The sequence below is a fragment of the Streptomyces sp. NRRL S-87 genome (genome assembly GCF_000719335.1).
In the GTDB taxonomy this organism is placed as follows: Bacteria; Actinomycetota; Actinomycetes; order Streptomycetales; family Streptomycetaceae; genus Streptomyces.
Genome location: NZ_JOGB01000009.1, coordinates 223,272 through 241,389 on the forward strand (window position 1 = coordinate 223,272; position 18,118 = coordinate 241,389).

Here is an 18,118-nt window from a genome sequence, read left to right on the forward strand (position 1 = left end):
CCACGACGACGACCGGAGGAGACCCGGTGCGCGACGCAGACTTCTTCCGCCAGTGGATGACCGCGGCGGCGGCCGCCGTGGAACGGGAGGCGGACCGGCTGACCGAGCTGGACTCCCCCATCGGCGACGCCGACCACGGCAGCAACCTGCTGCGCGGCTTCACGGCGGTCGTGAACGAGCTCGCGGCCCAGGGGCCCGACCGGCCCGGGGCGGTCCTGCAGCTCGCCGGCCGCACCCTGATCTCCACCGTCGGCGGCGCCTCCGGACCGCTGTACGGGACCCTGTTGCGACGGGCCGGCAAGGAACTCGGCGAGGCCGCGGAGGTCGACGACGAGCAGGTGCGCAAGGCCCTGTACGCGGGTGTGGGCGCGGTCGCCCAGCTCGGCGGGGCGGCACCGGGCGACAAGACGATGCTCGACGCCCTCGTCCCCGGGGTGGCCGCACTGAGCACCTCGTACCGGGCTGCCGCGGACGCGGCCGGGAACGGCGCGCTGGGGACCGTACCGCTGCAGGCGCGCAAGGGCAGGGCCAGCTACCTGGGCGAGCGCAGCATCGGCCACCAGGACCCCGGCGCGACCTCCTCGGCGCTCCTGCTGGCCGCGCTCGCGGACGTGGCCGAGGACCGGGCCGGTGCGGAGGGGCGGGCATGACCACGGAGCCGCAGGTGGGGATCGTGCTGGTCTCGCACAGCGCGCGGGTGGCGGAGTCGGTCGCCGAGCTGGCCCGGGGACTGGCCGCGGGCGGGCCGCCGGTGCCGCTGGCCACGGCGGGCGGGACCGCGGACGGCGGGCTGGGCACCAGCGCCGAACTGATCGTCGCGGCCGCCCGCGCGGTGGACCGCGGGGCGGGCGTCGCCCTGCTGGCCGACCTCGGCAGCGCCGTCCTGACGGTGAAGGCCCTGCTGGCCGAGGAGGACGAACTCCCGGAGGGCACCGTCCTGGTGGACGCCCCCTTCGTCGAGGGTGCGGTCTCGGCGGTGGTGACCGCCTCCGCCGGCGCGAACGTCGAGGCGGTGGCCGCCGCGGCGGCGGACGCGTACGCCTACCGCAAGGTCTGAGGCCGAACCGGCCGGGCGGCTACAGCGGTTCGCCCTCGATGGCGGTGTACGCCGTGCGCAGGGAGTCGACGACCTCGTGGGATCCGGGCAGTTCGATGCCGTCGATGCCGCCGACCGCCCGGACCCCGATGGCCGCGTTGGTCGCGAAGGCCGCCCGGACGGAGGGCAGTTCGTCGAGGTGGACCGGCCTCGTGACGTGGTCGTGGGCGCCCTTGAGGAGGTCCATCGTCACCCCGTGGAGGCACTGGGCGCTCGGCCAGACCACCCGGCTCCCGTCGTGGAAGCCGATGTTCCAGGTGGCGCCCTCGGATACGGTCCGGTCCCGGTCGAGGAAGAGCGCGTCGTCGAAGCCGTCCAGCTGGGCCCGGCGCCGGTGGTGCAGGCCGGCGAAGAGGCCGACGCTCTTCACGCCCGGTACGTCGCGCACGTACACCGTGGACCGCACGCGCAGCGGCGGGAGCGGCAGGGCTCCGGCAGGTCGTGAGGTCACGAGCACCTGCGGGTCGTCGGCCGTCGCCGGGTGCCCGAGGTCGAGGGTGGGGTCGAAGACCGTCACGCGGACCGTCGTGGAGCCCGTCCCGGGGACGGCGCGGCGCGCCAGCTCGCGGACCCGCTGCACGTCGAGGTCGACCCCGAAGAGCGTCCGGCAGTCGCGCCGCAGCCGCTGCAGGTGCAGCCCCAGGCCGCGTACCCGCCCGTCGTCGACCCGCATGGTCGTGAAGTGTCCGTAGTTGGTCAGCGCCAGGCTCTGGAGCTGGGCGAGCCCGACCGGCTCTCCGTTGAGTTCTGCCACGCGGCCAGGATGCCACCCCGGTCAGGTCTCGCCGGCCGGCCGGCGAGGTGGCGTGCCGGCGGACGGCCGCGGACGTCCGCCGGCACGGGCGCCGGGACCGGGGTCAGCGGCCGCGGAGGGCGTCGGTGTCGCGGCGCTCGCGCTTGGTGGGGCGTCCGGCGCCGCGGTCGCGCAGGCCGGTCGCGGCGCGCTCGACGCGGGTGGGGGGCGGGGGGCTCTTGTCGATGAGGCACTCGGCCGCCACCGGGGCGCCGACCCGCTTGGTGAGGGTGCGCTGCACGATCACGATGCGCTCGCGGCCCTCGTGGAAGAGCCGCACCTCGTCCCCCGGCTTGACCGGTTGCGCCGGCTTGGCGCGCTCCCCGTTGACCCGTACGTGCCCCGCCCGGCAGGCCGCGGCCGCCGCGGAGCGGGTCCTGGTGAGCCGTACGGACCAGATCCAGCTGTCCACGCGCGCGGAGCCGCCCTGGTCAGGGAGGGGAGAAGCCTGTGCAGACATATGAGGACTCTAGCCGGGATCGCACCGCGGTTGTCGGAATAACCAACGACTTCGGCATCTGCCATGTGGAAGCCGCCGAGAGAATTGCAAATGCCGCCATCATCCCCCTACCTTGTGGCGCATGCCCGACGCCACGCCGCCCGTCACCGGTGGGGCGCACCCGTCGCGGACCGGCCGGGCCGGCCCGCAGCCACGAGGAGTCCGACCCTCATGTCCCTGACCACGAACCGTCGCCGTGCCGCCGCCGCCCTGGTCACCGCGGCCCTGCTGGTACCGCTGAGCGCCTGCGGAAGTGACGACAGCAAGAAGGACGGCGGCGCGAAGGGGACCGGGTCCTCCGCCCCGGCCGCCGGCACCGAGGGCGCGGAGCTGACCGTGCTCGCGGCCTCCTCCCTGACCGACGCCTTCAAGACCGCCGGCGCGGCGTACGAGAAGGCGCACCCCGGAACGAAGATCACCTTCTCCTTCGCGGGCTCGCAGGAGCTGGCCGCCCAGGTCAAGCAGGGCGCCCCCGCCGACGCCCTGGTCACCGCCGACACCAAGACCATGGACGGGCTGGAGACCGACACCGGCACCCCGACCGTGATCGCCAGGAACCGCCTGGTCATCGCCACGGCCAAGGGCAACCCGCACAAGGTCGGCGCCCTGAAGGACCTCGCGGACACCAAGCTGAAGGTGGTGCTCGCCGCGCCCGAGGTGCCGGTCGGCCGCTACAGCAAGAAGATCCTCGACGCGCAGAAGATCGTCGTGAAGCCGGTCTCCCAGGAGCCGAACGTGCGCGCCGTGCTCAGCAAGGTCGAGCTGGGCGAGGCCGACGCCGGCCTGGTCTACAAGACCGACGCCTCGCACGCCGCCGGCAAGGTCGACGCCGTCGACATCCCGGACGCCCAGAACGCCGTGGCCTCGTACCCGGCCGCGACGCTGAAGACCTCCAGGAACGCCGAGGCCGCCGCGGCGTTCGTCGCCTGGCTGAGCACGCCCGAGGCGCAGAAGATCCTCCAGGACGCCGGTTTCCAGCAGCCGTAGTCCGGACAGCGTAGGGAGGGGCTGCCTGGTCCGGGGGGACAGGCGGCCCCTCCGTACGTTCCCCCGGCCGACCTCCGGGGTTGTCTTCCGGCTGTCCGGGGCGGTCTTCCGGCCGGTTGCCCGGGCCGGGCACCACCCCCGGGCACCAGCGCCGGCCCCCGCACCGAACCCCCCGCTACCGACCCCCAGGAACCACCCGATGAAACGTCCCATCTCCCGAGTGCCGGGCCGTCCGCGCGCCCCGCTGGCCCTGGCCGTGCCCGCGCTGGTCGCCGTCGCGTTCCTGCTGCTGCCGCTGGTCGGCATCCTGACGCGCACCTCGTGGGGTGACCTGGGCGAGCACCTGACCAGCCCCGGCGTGGTCGAGGCGCTCCGCCTCTCGCTGGTCGTGTCGCTGTGGGCCCTCGGGCTGTCGCTGCTGCTCGGGGTACCGCTGGCCTGGCTGCTGGCGCGGGTGGACTTCCCGGGCAAGGCGGTGGTGCGCTCGCTGGTGCTGCTGCCGATGGTCCTGCCGCCCACGGTGGGGGGCGTGGCGCTGCTCCTCGGCTTCGGACGGCGCGGGTTGCTGGGCCCCTGGCTGGAGGGCACGTTCGGCATCACGCTCCCGTTCCACACCTCGGGCGCCGTGGTGGCGGCGACGTTCGTGGCGATGCCCTTCCTGGTGATCAGCCTGGAGGGGGCGCTCGGTGGCCTGCGGCCGCGGTACGAGGAGACCGCCGCCTCGCTCGGCGCTGCGCCGGTCCGGGTCTTCTTCACCGTCACGCTGCCGATGGTGGCGCCCGGCCTGATCGCGGGCGCGGCACTCACGTGGGCCCGCGCCCTGGGCGAGTTCGGCGCGACGATCACCTTCGCGGGCAACCTGCCCGGCACCACCCAGACCCTCCCCCTCCAGGTGTACCTGCTGCTCCAGGACCGGCCCGAGGCGGCCACCTCGCTGTCGCTGCTGCTCCTGGCCATCGCCATGGCCGTGCTGATCGCCCTACGCGGCCGCTGGACGGGCCTGCCCGCCCCGGACCGGGCCGCGGCGCCCGCCCCCACCGACGACGAACCCGTCCGCGGGCCCGCCGCACCGCCGGCCGGCGTTGCGGCGGCCGACGGCGCCGAGGCGGGGACCCGGGAGGCCGCCACCGAGCTGTGGCCCCTGCACGCCGAGGTGACCGGCTTCAACGAGCTCACGCTGGACGCCCCGCCGGGCACCACCATCGCCGTCGTCGGCGAGAACGGCGCCGGCAAGACCACCCTGCTGCGCGCCCTGCTCGGCCTCACCCCGCGCGCCCACGCCCGGCTGCGCCTGGGCGACACCGACGTCACCGCCCTCCCCCCGCACCGCCGCGGAGTGGCCTGGGTGCCGCAGGACGGCGCCCTGTTCCCGCACCTGACCGCGCTCTCCAACACCGCGTACGGCCTGCGCGCCCGCGGGGTGCCGCGCGCCGGGGCCCGGCGGGAGGCGCAGCACTGGCTGGACCGGCTCGGCGTCGGTCACCTGGCCCAGCGCCGGCCCGCCCAGCTCTCCGGCGGCCAGGCCCAGCGGGTCGCGCTGGCCCGCGCCCTGGCCGCACGCCCGCGGCTGCTGCTCCTCGACGAGCCGCTGGCCGCCCTCGACCAGACCACCCGGGCACACGTGCGGCACACCCTGCGCACGCACCTCGCTGGCTTCGGCGGGGTGTGCCTGATCGTCACGCACGACCCGGTCGAGGCGGTGTCGCTGGCCGACCGGGTCCTCGTACTCGACGGCGGCCGCGCCCTCCAGGACGCCCCGCCCGCCGAGGTGACGCGGCATCCGCGCTCGCCCTGGGTGGCCCGGATGCTGGGGCGCAACGCCTGGCCCGGAAAGGCGGCCGGGGGCGGTCTCGCCTTGGCGGGCGGCGGCCGGCTGGTCATGGCGGACGCGGTCGCGGAGGGCACGGAGGCCCTGGCGATCATCGCGCCCGAGGCCGTGTCCGTGCACCGCGACCGGCCGGCCGGCAGCCCGCGCAACGTGTGGCCCGGCACCGTGCGCGAGATCACCTCGGTCGGCAGCCGCCTGCGGGTCCTCATCACCTCGGACGACGCCCCCGACCTGGTCGCCGAGATCACCCCGCAGGCCGCCGCCGACCTCGCGCTGGCCGAGGGCGCCGACGTCTGGACCAGCGTCAAGGCCACCGAGGTCACGCTCGTGTCGCTGTGAGCGGGCCCCGCCCCTCACATCCGGTGCGGCCGGGGCGGGCCACGCCTTGCGGGAGCCGGGCCGACCGGCACGGGTCAGGCCGGCCACGCCCCGAAGGTGAACGCCCCGCCCGCCCGCCGCACTTCGACCGCACCCGATCCGCCGAAGTGCGCCGGCACCACCAACTCGCCCAGGTCCGCAGCGCGTTCCAGCACACGTAGGCGACTGGCCGCCGCCCCGGCCGGGTCCAGGCAGAAGCAGCTGTTGCAGGTCGGGGCGAGGACCTGCACGGGGCTGTGCATCAGGTCGCCGACGAACACCGCCCGATCGCCCCCGGACTCCAGGCGCAGCACGGACGATCCGGGCGTGTGCCCGGGGGCCGACTCCAGGGTGAGGTACGCGTCGATGCGGTGCGTGCCGTCCCACAGCTCGGCCTGCCCGGCGCGGTGCACGGGCGCGATGCTGTCCTCGTAGATCAGCCGGTCGTCCACGCGCGCGCCCCGCCCGTAGCCGTTGTCCGGTCCGTAGTGGTGGTCGTCGGCGGCCGGCAGCAGGTAGCGGGCGTTGGGGAAGGTGGGCACCCACTCCCCCGCGACCCCGGTGGTGTTCCAGCCGACGTGGTCACCGTGGATGTGGGTGTTGACCACGACGTCGACGTCCTCGGGACGGACCCCGGCCGCGGCCAGCCCGCCGAGGAAGTCGCCCTGCTGCTGGTGGAACGCCGGGTTGCCCGGCCGCTCCCGCCCGTTGCCCACGTTCGTGTCGACCAGCACGGTCCGTCCGCCGCTGCGCAGCACCCACGTCTGCAGCGCGATCACCGCCCGGTCGGCGGCGAGGTCCCAGTGGTCCGGGGCCAGTCGGTCCCGGTTGTCCTCCCAGAGCGCGGGCGCCGCCCCGGGCACCAGGTCGCCGGCGGGCACGAACGGGCCCCGCCACTCGATGACCCGGGTGACCTCGACGTCGCCCAGCACGAACCTCTGCACGTTCTCACTGTCCATGCCCCGACCCTACGAAGCCTCCCATGAGGCTCTCAATGCGCGTCAGCCTCAGCTGGATACGCGTCCGTCTCACCGTGGAGCGACGGGGTACGCTGCGCCGATGGACGTGGTGAGCGACGCGATCGCAGCGGTACGCATCGGCCGGCCTTCCTCCAACCGGGTGCGGGTCGAGGGGAGTTGGAGCACCCGGCTGGCGCCGTACGAGGGCGCCGGCTTCCACGTGGTGATGCGGGGCGGCTGCCGCCTGCAGTCCGGCGACGGCCGGACCCTGACCCTCGGCGCGGGAGACGCGGTGCTGCTGCCGCACGGTACGGAGCACGTACTCGCGGACGTGGACGCGGACGCCCACCGCCTGGCGCGGGCGGTGCCGTTCGAGGCGTGGCTGGACGGCAACGGCACCGCAGCCGCACCCCCGCCCGGGAGGGGGCACGCCACCGCGTCCGGAGCGGGGTCCGGAGCGGGGGAGGTCGAGTTCCTGTGCGGCAAGTACCGGCTCGACCGCAGCCGCGTCCATCCGCTCATGGCGGAACTGCCGGAGGTCATCCACCTCCCCAACCGCGTCGGCGCCCACCCCGAACTCCGGTCGGCCATCGACCTGTTGGGCCGTGAGCTGAACGACCGCCGGCCGGGCTCCTGCATCGCCCTGCCGAGCCTGCTCGACCTGCTCCTCGTCTACATGGTCCGGGCGTGGCTGGCCGACGCCGCGGCCGGCACCTGGCCCGCCGTACTGGGCGATCCGGTGGTGGCGGCCGCGCTGCGCGCCCTGCACTCCGACCCCGCGGCGCCCTGGACCAACGAGCGCCTCGCCGCGGAGGCGGGGGTGTCCCGCCCGACCCTGGCCCGCCGGTTCACCGCCTTGGTGGGCCGGCCCCCGATGGCGTACCTGACCTGGTGGCGGCTGACGTTCGCGGCGACCCTCCTCAGGGACACCCCGGACCCGCTGGCCACGGTGGCCCGCCGCGTCGGCTACGGCACTCCGTACGCCTTCTCACACGCCTTCAACCGCGAGTTCGGCACGACCCCGGGCCGCTACCGGGACCGGTCCGAACCGGACCCGGTTCGGACCGCCCTGACGGACTGACACCGCACGCCAGGAACCCGACTCACCCCCCACTCACACCACCACCCACCTGCTGGACCCACTGGACACTCCCCCTCACCCCACCCGCCCCATCAGCCCGTCACCGAGTGCGCTGCGCCGGTACAGCACCCGCCGGCCGTCGCGGGCCCGTGCCACCAGACCCGCGTCGTAGAGGACCTTGAGGTGCTGCGACACCGCACTGGGCGTCACCCGCAGCCGCTCGGCGAGCTCCACGGTGGCCAAGGGCTCGTCGAGTAGCCCGAGCAGCCGCGCCCTGGCGGCGCCCAGCAGCGCCCCGAGCGCACCCGGTGGCCCCTCCGGCACGGGGTCCCACAACGTGGCCACCCCGCGACTCGGATAGATCAACGACGGCGGCGCCTCGGGACTGACCGGCGGCGCGGGCTTGTGCACGAACACCGAAGGGGACAGCAGGAGTCCGCGCCCCGCGGCGGCCACCGTGTGCTCGCTGATCATCTTGTCGATGTGCAGCACACCGGCGTGCCACGACAGGTTCGGGTGCATCCCGGCGAACAGCCGGCGGGCCCCGCCGAGGGCGAGCTGCCGGGCCCGGTACGTCATGTCCGCCTCGAGCAGCAGTCGCATCCGCGGCCACAGGGGTCGCACGGCGATCTCCCAGTACGCGCGCAGCAGCACGCACACCCGGTCGCGCAGTGCCTCCACCACCCGGTCGTCCCCGGCGAGCGCGTCGCGCAGCGGCGCGGGCAACGGATCGGGCTGGTGCGCGTCCACCAGGTCGCGACGCACCTGGGCGGCAGGGGTCCTCCAGACCACCGCCAACTCCTCCTCGAAGTCCGGTGCGAACCGCTCCGACGGCGGGGTGACGAAGTCCGGCAGCGTGAGCCGTTCGGCCACGAGGGCCATCAGCAGCCCGGTGTCGAGCCCGGCGATCCGCGGCAACACCGCACGCCGCCACGGCAGGTGCAGCGCGCCCAGCCCCGGATCGCGCAGCACGCGCAGGCTCAGCACGGTCTCCCCCAGTGGCGACAGCGCGAACCGCGTGTCCGCCAGGTCCTCGACGCCGAGCACGAACCTGATCATGGCCCCGTACGCTACCCCGCGCCCGCCCTGGCTGCCCGGGCGGCCCGGTGGCCCGGGTGGGCCCGTCCACCATCCCTCGGTTCGATTGTCCCGAGCGCCCCTCACGCCCCCTTAACTCCTATCTGATACCGCTCTGACCTGGGATTTTCTGCGTGGACGCAGGCCGATCGACTGGCGTAGGTTCCTCCCTGGCCCGCCCGTCCGGCGTGCCGTTCTCCGCTCCGTACCCATGGGGGTTTCCTCAGCATGTCCGCTGCCCCGGCCGGCCCTCCGGCCCCGGCCCCGTATCCGTACGCCGCTCCCGATCTGAAGGGCGTCCGGTTGCGCTCGCCGCGCGGCCTGGCCATCGCCTTGGCGGTGCTCTTCGCACTGGTCGTAGGGACCGACCTCTTCGCCGTGTTCGCCGACTGGAACCTGCGCTCGCTCATGGAGCGGGTCCTGGCGGACTCCGGTTCGGTGAGCGCCGCCGAGCTGAACCGTGGCGACACGATGAACGGCGTGGCCGGCACGCTCCAGAGCGCCGCCACGCTCGTGACCGGCATCGTGTTCATCGTCTGGTTCCACCGCGTGCGCACGAACGCCGAGGTGTTCGCCCCGGGCGCGGACAAGCGCAAGCGCGGTTGGGCGATCGGCGGCTGGTTCGTACCGATCGCCAATCTCTGGATCCCATACCGGATCGCCGTCGACACCTGGGGGTCGAGCACGCCCTTCGCGGCGGACGGCAGCTACCGCCGGGTCCGGCTGACCGCGGTGAACTGCTGGTGGGGCGTCTTCGTCCTGTCCACCCTCGTGGGGCGCTACGCGAGCCGCGTCTACGGGCACGCCGAAACCGCTGATGCGCTGCACTCCGCCGCCACGACGATGCTGGTCAGTGACGCCCTCGACGTCGTCGCGGCCGCCCTCGCCGTGCTCTTCGTACGCAAGCTCACGGCCATGCAGCACGCCAAGGCCGCACAGGGCCCGGTCGTAGCAGCGGTCTGAGCGGGGGACGCGCCGGCGCCGCCCCGCCATCAGGTCGCCCCGGCGTCCCCAGCCCCATCCGCATCCGCATTCCCATCCGCGTCCGCGTCCGCGTCCGCGTCCGGGATCGCGAACTCGGCCCACACGTATTTGCCGCCGCCCCGGGGTTCCACGCCCCACGCGTCCGAGAGCTGCTCGACGAGCATCAGCCCGCGCCCCGAGACCGCCCAGTCGTCGGCCTCCCGGCGGCGCGGGAGGGCGCTGGAGGTGTCCTCGACCTCGACCCGGACCCGCCCGTCGGCGGTCAGCCGGACGGTGACGACCCCGCCGCCCTCGGTGTGCACCAGGGCGTTGGTCATCAGTTCGTCCGCCGCGAGCTCGATCGCGTCGGCCCGCTCCCACGCGCCCCACGCCGCGGCCGCGGCCCGGATCAGGTGCCGGGCGGTGGCGGGGGCGTCGGGGTCGCCGGGGGCCAGGTGCTGGCGCAGCGGGCCGCCGCCGCGCGGGGCGGGCGTGCCGTGCCGGCGCAGCAGCAGCAGGGCCATGTCGTCCCCGCTGCCCGCGTCGCCGACCAGGTCGCACAGCAGGTCGGCCAGTTCCTCCAGGTCGGCCGGTCCGTCCCGGACCGCGGCCATGAACTCCCGCATGCCGACATCGGGGTCGAAGCCGGGCCGCTCGATCAGGCCGTCGGTGCACAGCAGAAGCGTTTCACCCGGGTGCAGCTCAAGCGCAGTGACCGGGTAGCCCTGCCCGCTCACCAGCCCGAGCCCGCCCGCGGAGCCCTGCCCGCCGGCCTGGCCCACTCCACCGGCATGGCCAGTCCCACCCGCCGCGCCCTGCCCACCGGCCGTGCCCTGCCCACCGGCCGCCCCCGCACCTCCGGACTTCCCCGAACCTCCACCCGCCCCCAGTCCCCCGACCGGTCCAGGCCCCTGCCGGTGCGTCAGCCCGAGGGGCAGCCCGCCGGCCACCACGACCCGGTGGCAGCTGCCGTCCCCGCGCCGCACCACGGGGTCGAGGTGCCCGGCCCGGACCAGCTGGAGCAGGCCGGTGGCCACGTCCATCTCCGCATACGTGCAGGTGGCGAAGCGCTCGGTGTCCAGCTCGCGCAGGAACGCCGAGGCACGGGCCATCGCGGTCCCCGGGGTGTGCCCCTCGGTGACGTACGCGCGGAGCACGATCCGGAGCTGGCCCATGACCGCGGCCGCGTCCGTGTCATGCCCCTCGACGTCGCCGATCATGACGCCGATCCGACCCTCAGCCAGGGGGATCACGTCGTACCAGTCGCCGCCGATGTCGCGGCCCATGCGCGCGGCCCGGTACCGCACGGCGATCTGCGTGCCGGGCACGTCCGGGATGCTGCGCGGCAGCATCGCGCGCTGCAGCCCCTCCGCCAGGTCGTGCTCCTGCTCGTACAGCATGGCCCGCTGCAGGCTCTGCGCGATGCCGCTGCTCAGGGCGACCAGCAGGTTGCGCTCCTCGGCGGTGAAGTCGCCGTCGCGCGCATAGAGCAGCCCCAGCACGCCGATCGGACGGCCCTGGGCGATCAGCGGCAGGTAAGCGCCGCTGCGCACCGACAGCGGGGAGACGTACGGCCACAGCACGGGGTAGCGCTCCTGGAACTCGTCCCGGGAGGCCAGGTAGACCGGCCGCATCGTGCGCACGGCCTCGCTCATCGGGAACCCGGCGTCGATCCGGGTGTACTCGATCTCCGGTACGTACGCGCCGAGCTGGCCCTCCGCGACCAGGTGGATGCGGCCGCCGTCCACCACGCCCAGCATCACGCTCACCGCCCCGAGGTGCCCGAGGGCCTCGGGGTCCTTGAGGATGTCGATGACGTCGTTGACGGTGCGGGCGTGCGCGAGGATCGCGGTGGTGCGCTCGACCACGCCGGTCATCCGCTGGCGGCCCTCGTCCTGCTCGGCGAACCCGCCCGGCTCGCGCGGGTCCAGGGAGGCGTCGCGGACGATGCCGATGACCCGGTACGGGCGTCCGGCCGCGTCGCGCAGGATGTGACCCTGGGTGTGGGTCCAGCGGGAGCCGCCGCCGGGGAGCCGGATGCGGAAGTAGGCCCCGTACTCGGAGCGGCCGTTCTTGAGCGCCTGGGCGATGCGGGCGTCGAGGCGGGCGTCCTCGCCGGGCGGGATCCGCCGGCGCAGCGAGGCGGCCGTGCCGCCCCATTCCTCAGGGCTCAGCGAGAACACCTCGAGCGCGGTGGCGTCCAGGTGCATCTGCCCGCTGTCGAGGTCCCAGTCGAAGGTGCCGAGGCGGTTGAGCGCGAGGCTCCGCTCGGGACCCGCGGGCCACTCGTCCGGAGTGGGCACCGGGGCCTGGGTCACTCCCCAATCGGCCATGGAGCCACTGTCTCACCGATCGGCGTCGTACGGGACGACTTGCGGAGGGCAAGAATCCGTTTCATGGGAACCCCGGGGGTCGCGGTGGAAGCGCCGCAATCCGGATCGCGGCGCCCGTGGGGCGGGCCGTCGCCGTCACTGCCGTCGCCGTCACTGCCGTCGCCATCGCTACGGGATCAGCGGCGGCGTTACCGACGGAGAGGGGGCCGGAGGCGGGGTGAGCGGCGAGGCCGGAGCCGAGGACGCCGGCGGAACCGCCGAGGTCGCGGGCGCGGTCGGCACCTTGCTCGTCGGCTTCTCCGAGGTGCTCGGCCGCTGCGGGCTCCTGGTGGGCGACGGCGAGCTGGTGGCCGGGGACGGGGACGGAGAGGTCGACTTCGCCGAGGGCGAGCTCTTGCTCGGCGAGGGCGAGCCCGACTTCGCCGACGGTGAGCTCTTGCTCGGCGACGGTGAGGTGGCGCTCGGGGACGGCGACGTACCGCTGGGCGACGGCGAGGGCGACGTACCGCTGGGCGAGGGCGAGCTCTTGCCCGGCGAGGGTGAGCTCTTGCCCGGCGACGGTGAGGTGGCGCTCGAGGACGGCGACGTACCGCTCGGCGACGGCTTCGTTCCGCTGGGGGACGGCTTGGTCCCGCTCGGCGACGGAGAGGTCCCGCCGGGCGACGGCGAGGTCTTGCCCGGCGTCGGCGGGAAGGTCACCGGCGGCCGGATGATCGGCGGGGGCACGACCTTGTCGTGCTTGCCGTGGTGGTCACCGCGGTGCCGCTCGAACCACTCGTGCTCGTGCGGGTCGATGACGACGAAGGTGTTGACGACCGTCACCGCGGGCCGGATCACGACCACCTTCGCCGGCTGGTACGTCGACCAGCGCACACCCTGCTGCTTCGGGTTGGATTTCAGCGCGACGGGCTCGCCCAGCGGGTTGCCGCAGGCGCACCGTACGCGCGGCACGCCCCGGGCGTCGACCAGCACGGCGGTGCCGGCCTGCAGCACGGACTGGTAGGTGGTGGTCTTCCCGTCCTGGTAGCCGTGGTTGGTGACGCGGGTGTCGGCGCGCAGCTGCACCGGGGTGAGCGCGCGCAGGTAGCCGGGGACGGTGGCGGGTGCGACGCCGAGGGTGCCCGCGAAGGCGGCGTTGCGGGAGGGGTCCTGCTTCAGCAGGCTGATCTGCTTCTCCACGTCGCAGCTGGGGACGTTGCGGGTGCCGGCGTACACGCCGGGCGTGTTGCCGCTGATGCTCGTCGTGCCCCGCGTCGGCTGGTTGCCGGCCGGAGTGGGTGACTGCGGGGTGGCGGTCTGCGGGACCGCGGCGCCCTGCGCCGTGGACTGGGTGAACGGGTCCGGGCCCGCGGAGGCGGCCGGCTGGAGGAAGAGCTCGCCGGCGCCCGCGCTCCCGTGGCTGAGGACGAGGCCGAGGGTGACGGCGGCCGCCACGGCGACGACCGCGGTGCCGATCCGGGCCGGGGAGCGCCACCAGGGGCGTCCGCCCCCGGGGCCGCCGGCCCCACCCGCCCCGCCGGCGCCACCGGTCCCGCCGGTGGGTGGCTGGCCGCCTCCGGAGGGGCCGGAGGGGCCACCGGGACCACTGGGACCACTGGGCGGCCCACCGGGGCCGCCGATCGTGGGTGGGCCGCCGTAGCCGTCACCGCCGTGCGGCGGTCCGGGGGGCGGGGGCGGAGGCGGCTGCTGGCCCCCGGAGAGGGGGCCGGAAGGGGGTCCTGTGGGGCGGCCGGACGACGGCGGGCCGGACGGCTGAGCGGTCACGAGGCCTCCTCCCGGGGGGAGAGTCAGCGAGAAATCACGAAATGACGGACTTCATCACTCCTGCGGACCATTGTGCACGCCGAACGGGCGTCCACCGCAAGCCAAGGCGACCACCCGCCGCCCCCCACACCCTTCTGACCTGCGCAGACGCTGGCCAGGTCGCCGACCGGGGGCGGGCCGTCGGCGCGCGGCCGGGCCGGGCCGTGTCTACGGTGGGCCGTGTGAGCCGTATGGCAGCGAACTCCCCCGCGGCGGCGGATTCCCGCCGGGGCACCGAGCGTAGGGCCGCGGTACGCGGCTGGGGCGACGGCCTGATCGCCGTCCTCGCCGGCTTCGTGGCGATGACCGCCACGGCCGCACTCGGCCTGTGGGCCGCGGGCGCGGCCGACCTCCCCCGCGCGGCCTTCCCCCGCGTGATCGCGGCGGTGGTCGTGCTGGCCTCCGGCGGGGCGGTGGACATCTCGGGCGGGGCCGGCTTCCTCGCGGACGCGCAGGCGGACCTGTCCGTCCTGCCGCTGTCGGTGACGCTGGTCGGCGCCCTGACGACCGGGTACCTCTTCGTCCGCCCGCTGCGCCACCGCGCCGTGGCCAGTGCCCGCGAACTCGTCCTCCGGGCCGTTCAGTTGACGGTGCTCTGGCTCCTCGTCCTGGCCGGCTTCGCGGCGTTCGCGCGGCAGACCTTCGGCGTCTCGATCGGCGACAACCCGCTGGGCGACCTGACCGACCTCCTCGACGCCACCCCCACGGTGGGCTTCGCCGCCGACGTCGGGGCCACCCTCGGCTTCGGGCTGCTGTGGATCGTGGGGCTGCTCGTACTGGCACTGCTGGTCTCCCCCCGCGCGCCGCTGCCGCCGCGGCTGCTGCGCTTCCACACGGCCGTCCGGCCCGCCGCGTCCGCGGTGGCCGGCCTGCTGCTCGCGTACGTGGTCCTGGGCGTCGTCGTCGGCCTCGTCACGGCCGGCACCCGCGGCCACGCGACCGAGACCTTCGCCGTCATGCTGCTCGGGTTGCCCAACCTGGCGTGGATCGCCCTCACCCTGGGCCTGGGTGGGGCGTGGGAGGGCCGGGTCGACGGGCCGTTCGGGCTGCCGATGCCGCACGCCCTGGACCAGGTGCTGCGCACCCCGGACCTGTCCCGTGTCGACGTGGGCACGCTGGCCGCCCGGAACGGCTGGTACTGGTGGCTGGTCCCGCTGGCCGCGGTGCTTGTCCTGGCGGCCGCGTTCGCGATGGCGGTACGGTCGCCGGCCCGGGTCAGGCCCTGGCAGCACGCCCTGCACCTGGCGGTGGCCCTGGGCCTGGCGGCGCTGACGGTGTGCCTGCTGGCCGGCGTGCACGCGCAGGTGGGCCTGTCGCTCCTGGGCCTCGGCGACGTGGACGGCGGTCTGGGCGGCCGGGTGGAGCTGCGCCCGCTCATGCTGCGCACGGTCGGCCTCGCGGTCCTGTGGGGTGCGGTGGCGGGCTTCGTCGGCGGCCTGCTCGCCACCCGCGTCCGCCACCACGGCGAGGCCCCGCCACCTCGACGCCCCACCACCGAACCCGACAAGACCGCCTGAACGCCTTCGTCGCGCCCGTTGGTGCTCCTGTGACCGTCGACGGCCCCGGGTGCCTGGTGGTGCTCCGCTCACTCGTCGTCGTTCCGGCCCAGTTCGTCGAAGGACACGATCCGGGTCGTGCCGGGGCCCGGGGGTGGGGCCGTGGCGGCGGACGCGGGTTCGGCGGCCGGGGGCTGCGGGGCGGGCGCCCGGCTGCGTCGGCGGTCGGGGGCGGAGGGGGAACCGCCCGGGCCGGTGGTGGTGGCGAAGGTGGTGAGGCGGGTGCCCTCGCCGTACATCCAGCGCCCGGCCGCGTCGTCGTACAGCCACACCGACTCGCCGTCGACGACCACGCCGATCCGCAGGCCCCGGGTGTCCTGGCGGAAGGCCGCCCGGTCCATGCGGCCGGCGGCCAGCTCCTGGGCGGCCCGGCGGTAGTGCTCCAGGGCCTCGGTGGCGCGGGTGAGCAGCGGCCGGGGGTCCTGGCTGCGCGAGAGCGGCCGCCCGGCGGTGGGCGGCGGCTGCGGTACGGCGACCAGCAGGCGGCCGTCCACCCACGCGGTCCACCCGTTGGCGCAGGCGATCTCGGCCCACTCACCGCGCCGGGCCAGCAGCTGTACGGGCAGGAACGGGTCCAGCGGTGCGGTGGGCCGGGAGACGTCGGGGGCCTCCCAGGCGGCCAGCCCGTCCTGCGGCACCACATGGGTGGGCCGGAAGCCGGGGTCGACGTAGTCCTCGCTCATGGCGGCCCCTTCACTTGCGCATGACGGCCGGCTCGTGGCGGCGCAGCAGCCACGCCACCAGGGCCCCGAAGAACACGGACAGGACGACGAGCATCCCGAGGTCCAGCAGCCAGACCGCGGTGGCGTGCTCGAAGAGCGGATCGGAGCTGATCTTGCCGGGCACGATCCTCCCGAGGTCGATCGTGCCGGCCATGGCGCCCAACGCCCACCGGGAGGGCACAAGCCACGCCAACTGCTCCAGGCCGGGTACGCCGTGCAGGGTGAGCAGGGCTCCGCAGAACACCACCTGGACGATGGCGAGGAGGACCAGCAGCGGCATGGTCACCTCCTCCTTGCGCACCAGGGCGGAGACCACGAGGCCCAGCATCATGGCGGTGAACGACAGCAGGGCCACCGCCAGGACGATCTCGGGCAGCGGTGGCAGCAGCACGCCCCGTCCGCCGGGGGCGTTGGTGTCGACCCCGGCCAGGCCCACGAGGGTGAGGACGACGGCCTGCACCACGGTGATCGTGCCGAGCACCACCACCTTGGACATCAGGTAGGCGGACCGCGACAGGCCGACGGCCCGCTCGCGCTGGTAGATGACGCGCTCCTTGACCAGCTCGCGGACGGCGTTGGCGGCGCCGGTGAGCACGCCGCCCACGCACAGGATGAGCAGGGCGTTCATCGCCGTCTCCCGGGTGAGGGTGCTGCCGGCGAGGCCGCGGGCCATGGCTCCCATGACGAACGGCAGGGCGATCATGATGGCGATGAAGGTGCGGTCGGCGCTGAGGGCTGCCGCATAGCGCCGTACCAGGGTGCCCAGTTGGGAGCCCCAGCTCTGCGCCTTGGGCGGCGGGGCCGCGGGGGCGTGGCCGGGCGTGCCGGGAGGTCCGTTTACGGCCCCCGGACGCCCCTCGGGCCCGGATCCGGAACCGGAACCGGGTCCGGCGCGTCCGGGCCGGTCGCCGGCGTCCGCGACGAAGCGGCGGTGCTGGGGCGAGGCGAGGTACTCGCCCGCCCAGTCGCGCTCCCGCTGCAGCTCGAAGGCCTCGAAGGCCTCGGGCCACTGGGCGAAACCGAAGTACTCGAGGGTGTCGGCGGGCGGCCCGTAGTAGGCGATCCGGCCGCCGGGGGCCAGGACGAGCAGCCGGTCGCACACGTCGAGGCTGAGCACGCTGTGGGTGACGACGATGACGGTGCGGCCGTCGTCGGCCAGTCCGCGCAGCATGTGCATGACGGAGCGGTCCATGCCGGGGTCCAGTCCCGAGGTGGGCTCGTCGAGGAAGAGGAGGGAGGGCTTGGTGAGCAGTTCGAGGGCTACGCTGACGCGCTTGCGCTGGCCGCCGGAGAGGCTGTGGATCGGCTGGCCGGCGCGTTGGTCGAGCCCGAGTTCACGGATCACCTCGTCGACCCGGGCCTCCCGCTCCGCCTTGGCGGTGTCCTGCGGGAAGCGCAGTTCGGCGGCGTAGGCGAGGGCGCGGCGGACGGTGAGCTGGGCGTGCAGGATGTCGTCCTGGGGCACGAGGCCGATGCGGCTGCGCAGTTCCGCGTAGTCGCGGTAGAGGTCGCGGCCGTCGTAGAGGACGGTGCCGCGGTCGGCGGGGCGCAGCCCGGTCAGCGCGCCGAGGAGGGTGGACTTGCCGGCGCCGCTGGGGCCGATGACGGCGAGCAGGGTCCTGGAGCCGACCGGGAACGAGACCCGGTCGAGGAGGGTCTTGCGGCCCTGGCCGCCGGGGCCGGGCACGGCCACGGAGATGTCCTGGACGTCGAGGGAGACGTCGCCGGTGTCGACGTACTCCTGGAGCTGGTCGCCGACGAGGCAGAAGGCGGACCGGCCGATGCCGACGATGTCGCCGGGGACCACGGGGGCGGTGTCGGCGACCCGGGTGCCGTTCAGGAAGACGCCGTTGTGGCTGCCGAGGTCGGCGATCTCGTACCGGCCGTCGGGGAGGGCGCGCAGCTCGGCGTGGCGGCGGGAGACGATGAGGTCGTCGATGACGATGTCGTTGTCCGGGGCGCGGCCGATCCGGACGGCGGGCCGGGCGGCGAGCGCGCGGACGGCGCTGGGCCGCGAGAAGGTGCCGGTCAGCCGCGGGTTGGCCACGCCGCGCGGCGCGGGCG

Annotated in this window: 15 protein-coding genes; 7 read left to right on the forward strand and 8 right to left on the reverse strand. The window is 74.9% G+C overall.

The window, feature by feature from the left end:
* Positions 1 to 26 precede the first annotated feature (26 nt).
* Entirely contained in the window at positions 27 to 650 is a 624-nt protein-coding gene (gene dhaL / locus IF43_RS0108425; RefSeq protein ID WP_030196208.1) for a dihydroxyacetone kinase subunit DhaL, read from the forward strand.
* The gene (locus IF43_RS0108430) at positions 647 to 1,057 is read left to right on the forward strand and encodes a PTS-dependent dihydroxyacetone kinase phosphotransferase subunit DhaM (RefSeq protein ID WP_030196219.1); all 411 of its coding nucleotides are present in this window, start codon (positions 647 to 649) and stop codon (positions 1,055 to 1,057) included. The genes dhaL and IF43_RS0108430 overlap by 4 nt, the downstream gene beginning before the upstream one ends.
* Before the next feature lie 19 nt (positions 1,058 to 1,076).
* Here the strand turns inward: IF43_RS0108430 and IF43_RS0108435 are convergent, their stop codons facing one another.
* Positions 1,077 to 1,850 carry an aminotransferase class IV family protein gene (locus tag IF43_RS0108435; RefSeq protein ID WP_030196222.1) on the reverse strand — a complete coding sequence of 258 codons (774 nt, stop codon included), beginning with the start codon at positions 1,848 to 1,850 and terminating at the stop codon, positions 1,077 to 1,079.
* A 103-nt stretch (positions 1,851 to 1,953) separates the two neighbouring features.
* The gene (locus tag IF43_RS0108440; RefSeq protein ID WP_051794904.1) at positions 1,954 to 2,349 is read right to left on the reverse strand and encodes an RNA-binding S4 domain-containing protein; all 396 of its coding nucleotides are present in this window, start codon (positions 2,347 to 2,349) and stop codon (positions 1,954 to 1,956) included.
* Positions 2,350 to 2,559: 210 nt separating this feature from the next.
* Between IF43_RS0108440 and modA the strand changes: the two genes are divergently transcribed.
* Together modA and IF43_RS0108450 are read left to right on the forward strand one after the other, a co-directional pair.
* On the forward strand, positions 2,560 to 3,375 hold the full coding sequence (modA, locus tag IF43_RS0108445; protein WP_030196228.1) for a molybdate ABC transporter substrate-binding protein: 816 nt from the start codon (positions 2,560 to 2,562) through the stop codon (positions 3,373 to 3,375).
* A 199-nt stretch (positions 3,376 to 3,574) separates the two neighbouring features.
* Positions 3,575 to 5,542, forward strand: coding sequence for an ABC transporter permease (locus IF43_RS0108450; RefSeq protein ID WP_030196231.1), 1,968 nt, complete (start codon positions 3,575 to 3,577; stop codon positions 5,540 to 5,542).
* 74 nt (positions 5,543 to 5,616) lie between these two features.
* Here IF43_RS0108450 and IF43_RS0108455 read toward each other — a convergent pair whose 3' ends face one another.
* A complete protein-coding gene (locus IF43_RS0108455; RefSeq protein WP_030196234.1) occupies positions 5,617 to 6,519 on the reverse strand; it encodes an MBL fold metallo-hydrolase in 903 nt (300 codons plus the stop codon).
* Between the two features lie 100 nt (positions 6,520 to 6,619).
* Between IF43_RS0108455 and IF43_RS0108460 the strand changes: the two genes are divergently transcribed.
* A complete protein-coding gene (locus IF43_RS0108460; RefSeq protein ID WP_030196237.1) occupies positions 6,620 to 7,600 on the forward strand; it encodes an AraC family transcriptional regulator in 981 nt (326 codons plus the stop codon).
* Positions 7,601 to 7,675: 75 nt separating this feature from the next.
* Here the strand turns inward: IF43_RS0108460 and IF43_RS0108465 are convergent, their stop codons facing one another.
* A complete protein-coding gene (locus tag IF43_RS0108465; protein ID WP_030196239.1) occupies positions 7,676 to 8,659 on the reverse strand; it encodes a helix-turn-helix domain-containing protein in 984 nt (327 codons plus the stop codon).
* Between the two features lie 246 nt (positions 8,660 to 8,905).
* Between IF43_RS0108465 and IF43_RS0108470 the strand changes: the two genes are divergently transcribed.
* The gene (locus IF43_RS0108470) at positions 8,906 to 9,640 is read left to right on the forward strand and encodes a DUF4328 domain-containing protein (RefSeq protein ID WP_030196242.1); all 735 of its coding nucleotides are present in this window, start codon (positions 8,906 to 8,908) and stop codon (positions 9,638 to 9,640) included.
* 29 nt (positions 9,641 to 9,669) lie between these two features.
* On the opposite strand, the gene IF43_RS42470 is transcribed toward IF43_RS0108470, so the two are convergent.
* A complete protein-coding gene (locus IF43_RS42470; protein WP_078909985.1) occupies positions 9,670 to 11,973 on the reverse strand; it encodes a SpoIIE family protein phosphatase in 2,304 nt (767 codons plus the stop codon).
* Between the two features lie 168 nt (positions 11,974 to 12,141).
* On the reverse strand, positions 12,142 to 13,407 hold the full coding sequence (locus IF43_RS0108480; RefSeq protein ID WP_030196246.1) for a DUF6777 domain-containing protein: 1,266 nt from the start codon (positions 13,405 to 13,407) through the stop codon (positions 12,142 to 12,144).
* A 551-nt stretch (positions 13,408 to 13,958) separates the two neighbouring features.
* Between IF43_RS0108480 and IF43_RS0108485 the strand changes: the two genes are divergently transcribed.
* Complete coding sequence (locus tag IF43_RS0108485; RefSeq protein ID WP_267884732.1) at positions 13,959 to 15,293, forward strand: streptophobe family protein; 1,335 nt, start codon at positions 13,959 to 13,961, stop codon at positions 15,291 to 15,293.
* A 68-nt stretch (positions 15,294 to 15,361) separates the two neighbouring features.
* Here the strand turns inward: IF43_RS0108485 and IF43_RS36190 are convergent, their stop codons facing one another.
* Positions 15,362 to 16,015, reverse strand: a complete 654-nt coding sequence (locus tag IF43_RS36190; RefSeq protein WP_051794907.1) for a hypothetical protein — start codon at positions 16,013 to 16,015, stop codon at positions 15,362 to 15,364.
* A 10-nt stretch (positions 16,016 to 16,025) separates the two neighbouring features.
* Positions 16,026 to 18,118: ATP transporter ATP-binding protein/permease (locus IF43_RS0108495; RefSeq protein ID WP_030196250.1), on the reverse strand; the 2,093-nt coding region annotated here is incomplete at its 5' end.

Bases quoted from the DNA above. Each gene is read 5' to 3' on its own strand.
- IF43_RS0108430 (WP_030196219.1), top strand. From the start codon at position 647: ATGACCACGGAGCCGCAGGTGGGGATCGTGCTGGTCTCGCACAGCGCG.
- IF43_RS0108440 (WP_051794904.1), bottom strand. From the start codon at position 2,349: ATGTCTGCACAGGCTTCTCCCCTCCCTGACCAGGGCGGCTCCGCGCGC.
- modA (WP_030196228.1), top strand. From the start codon at position 2,560: ATGTCCCTGACCACGAACCGTCGCCGTGCCGCCGCCGCCCTGGTCACC.
- IF43_RS0108450 (WP_030196231.1), top strand. From the start codon at position 3,575: ATGAAACGTCCCATCTCCCGAGTGCCGGGCCGTCCGCGCGCCCCGCTG.
- IF43_RS0108455 (WP_030196234.1), bottom strand. From the start codon at position 6,519: ATGGACAGTGAGAACGTGCAGAGGTTCGTGCTGGGCGACGTCGAGGTC.
- IF43_RS0108460 (WP_030196237.1), top strand. From the start codon at position 6,620: ATGGACGTGGTGAGCGACGCGATCGCAGCGGTACGCATCGGCCGGCCT.
- IF43_RS0108465 (WP_030196239.1), bottom strand. From the start codon at position 8,659: ATGATCAGGTTCGTGCTCGGCGTCGAGGACCTGGCGGACACGCGGTTC.
- IF43_RS0108470 (WP_030196242.1), top strand. From the start codon at position 8,906: ATGTCCGCTGCCCCGGCCGGCCCTCCGGCCCCGGCCCCGTATCCGTAC.
- IF43_RS42470 (WP_078909985.1), bottom strand. From the start codon at position 11,973: ATGGCCGATTGGGGAGTGACCCAGGCCCCGGTGCCCACTCCGGACGAG.
- IF43_RS36190 (WP_051794907.1), bottom strand. From the start codon at position 16,015: ATGAGCGAGGACTACGTCGACCCCGGCTTCCGGCCCACCCATGTGGTG.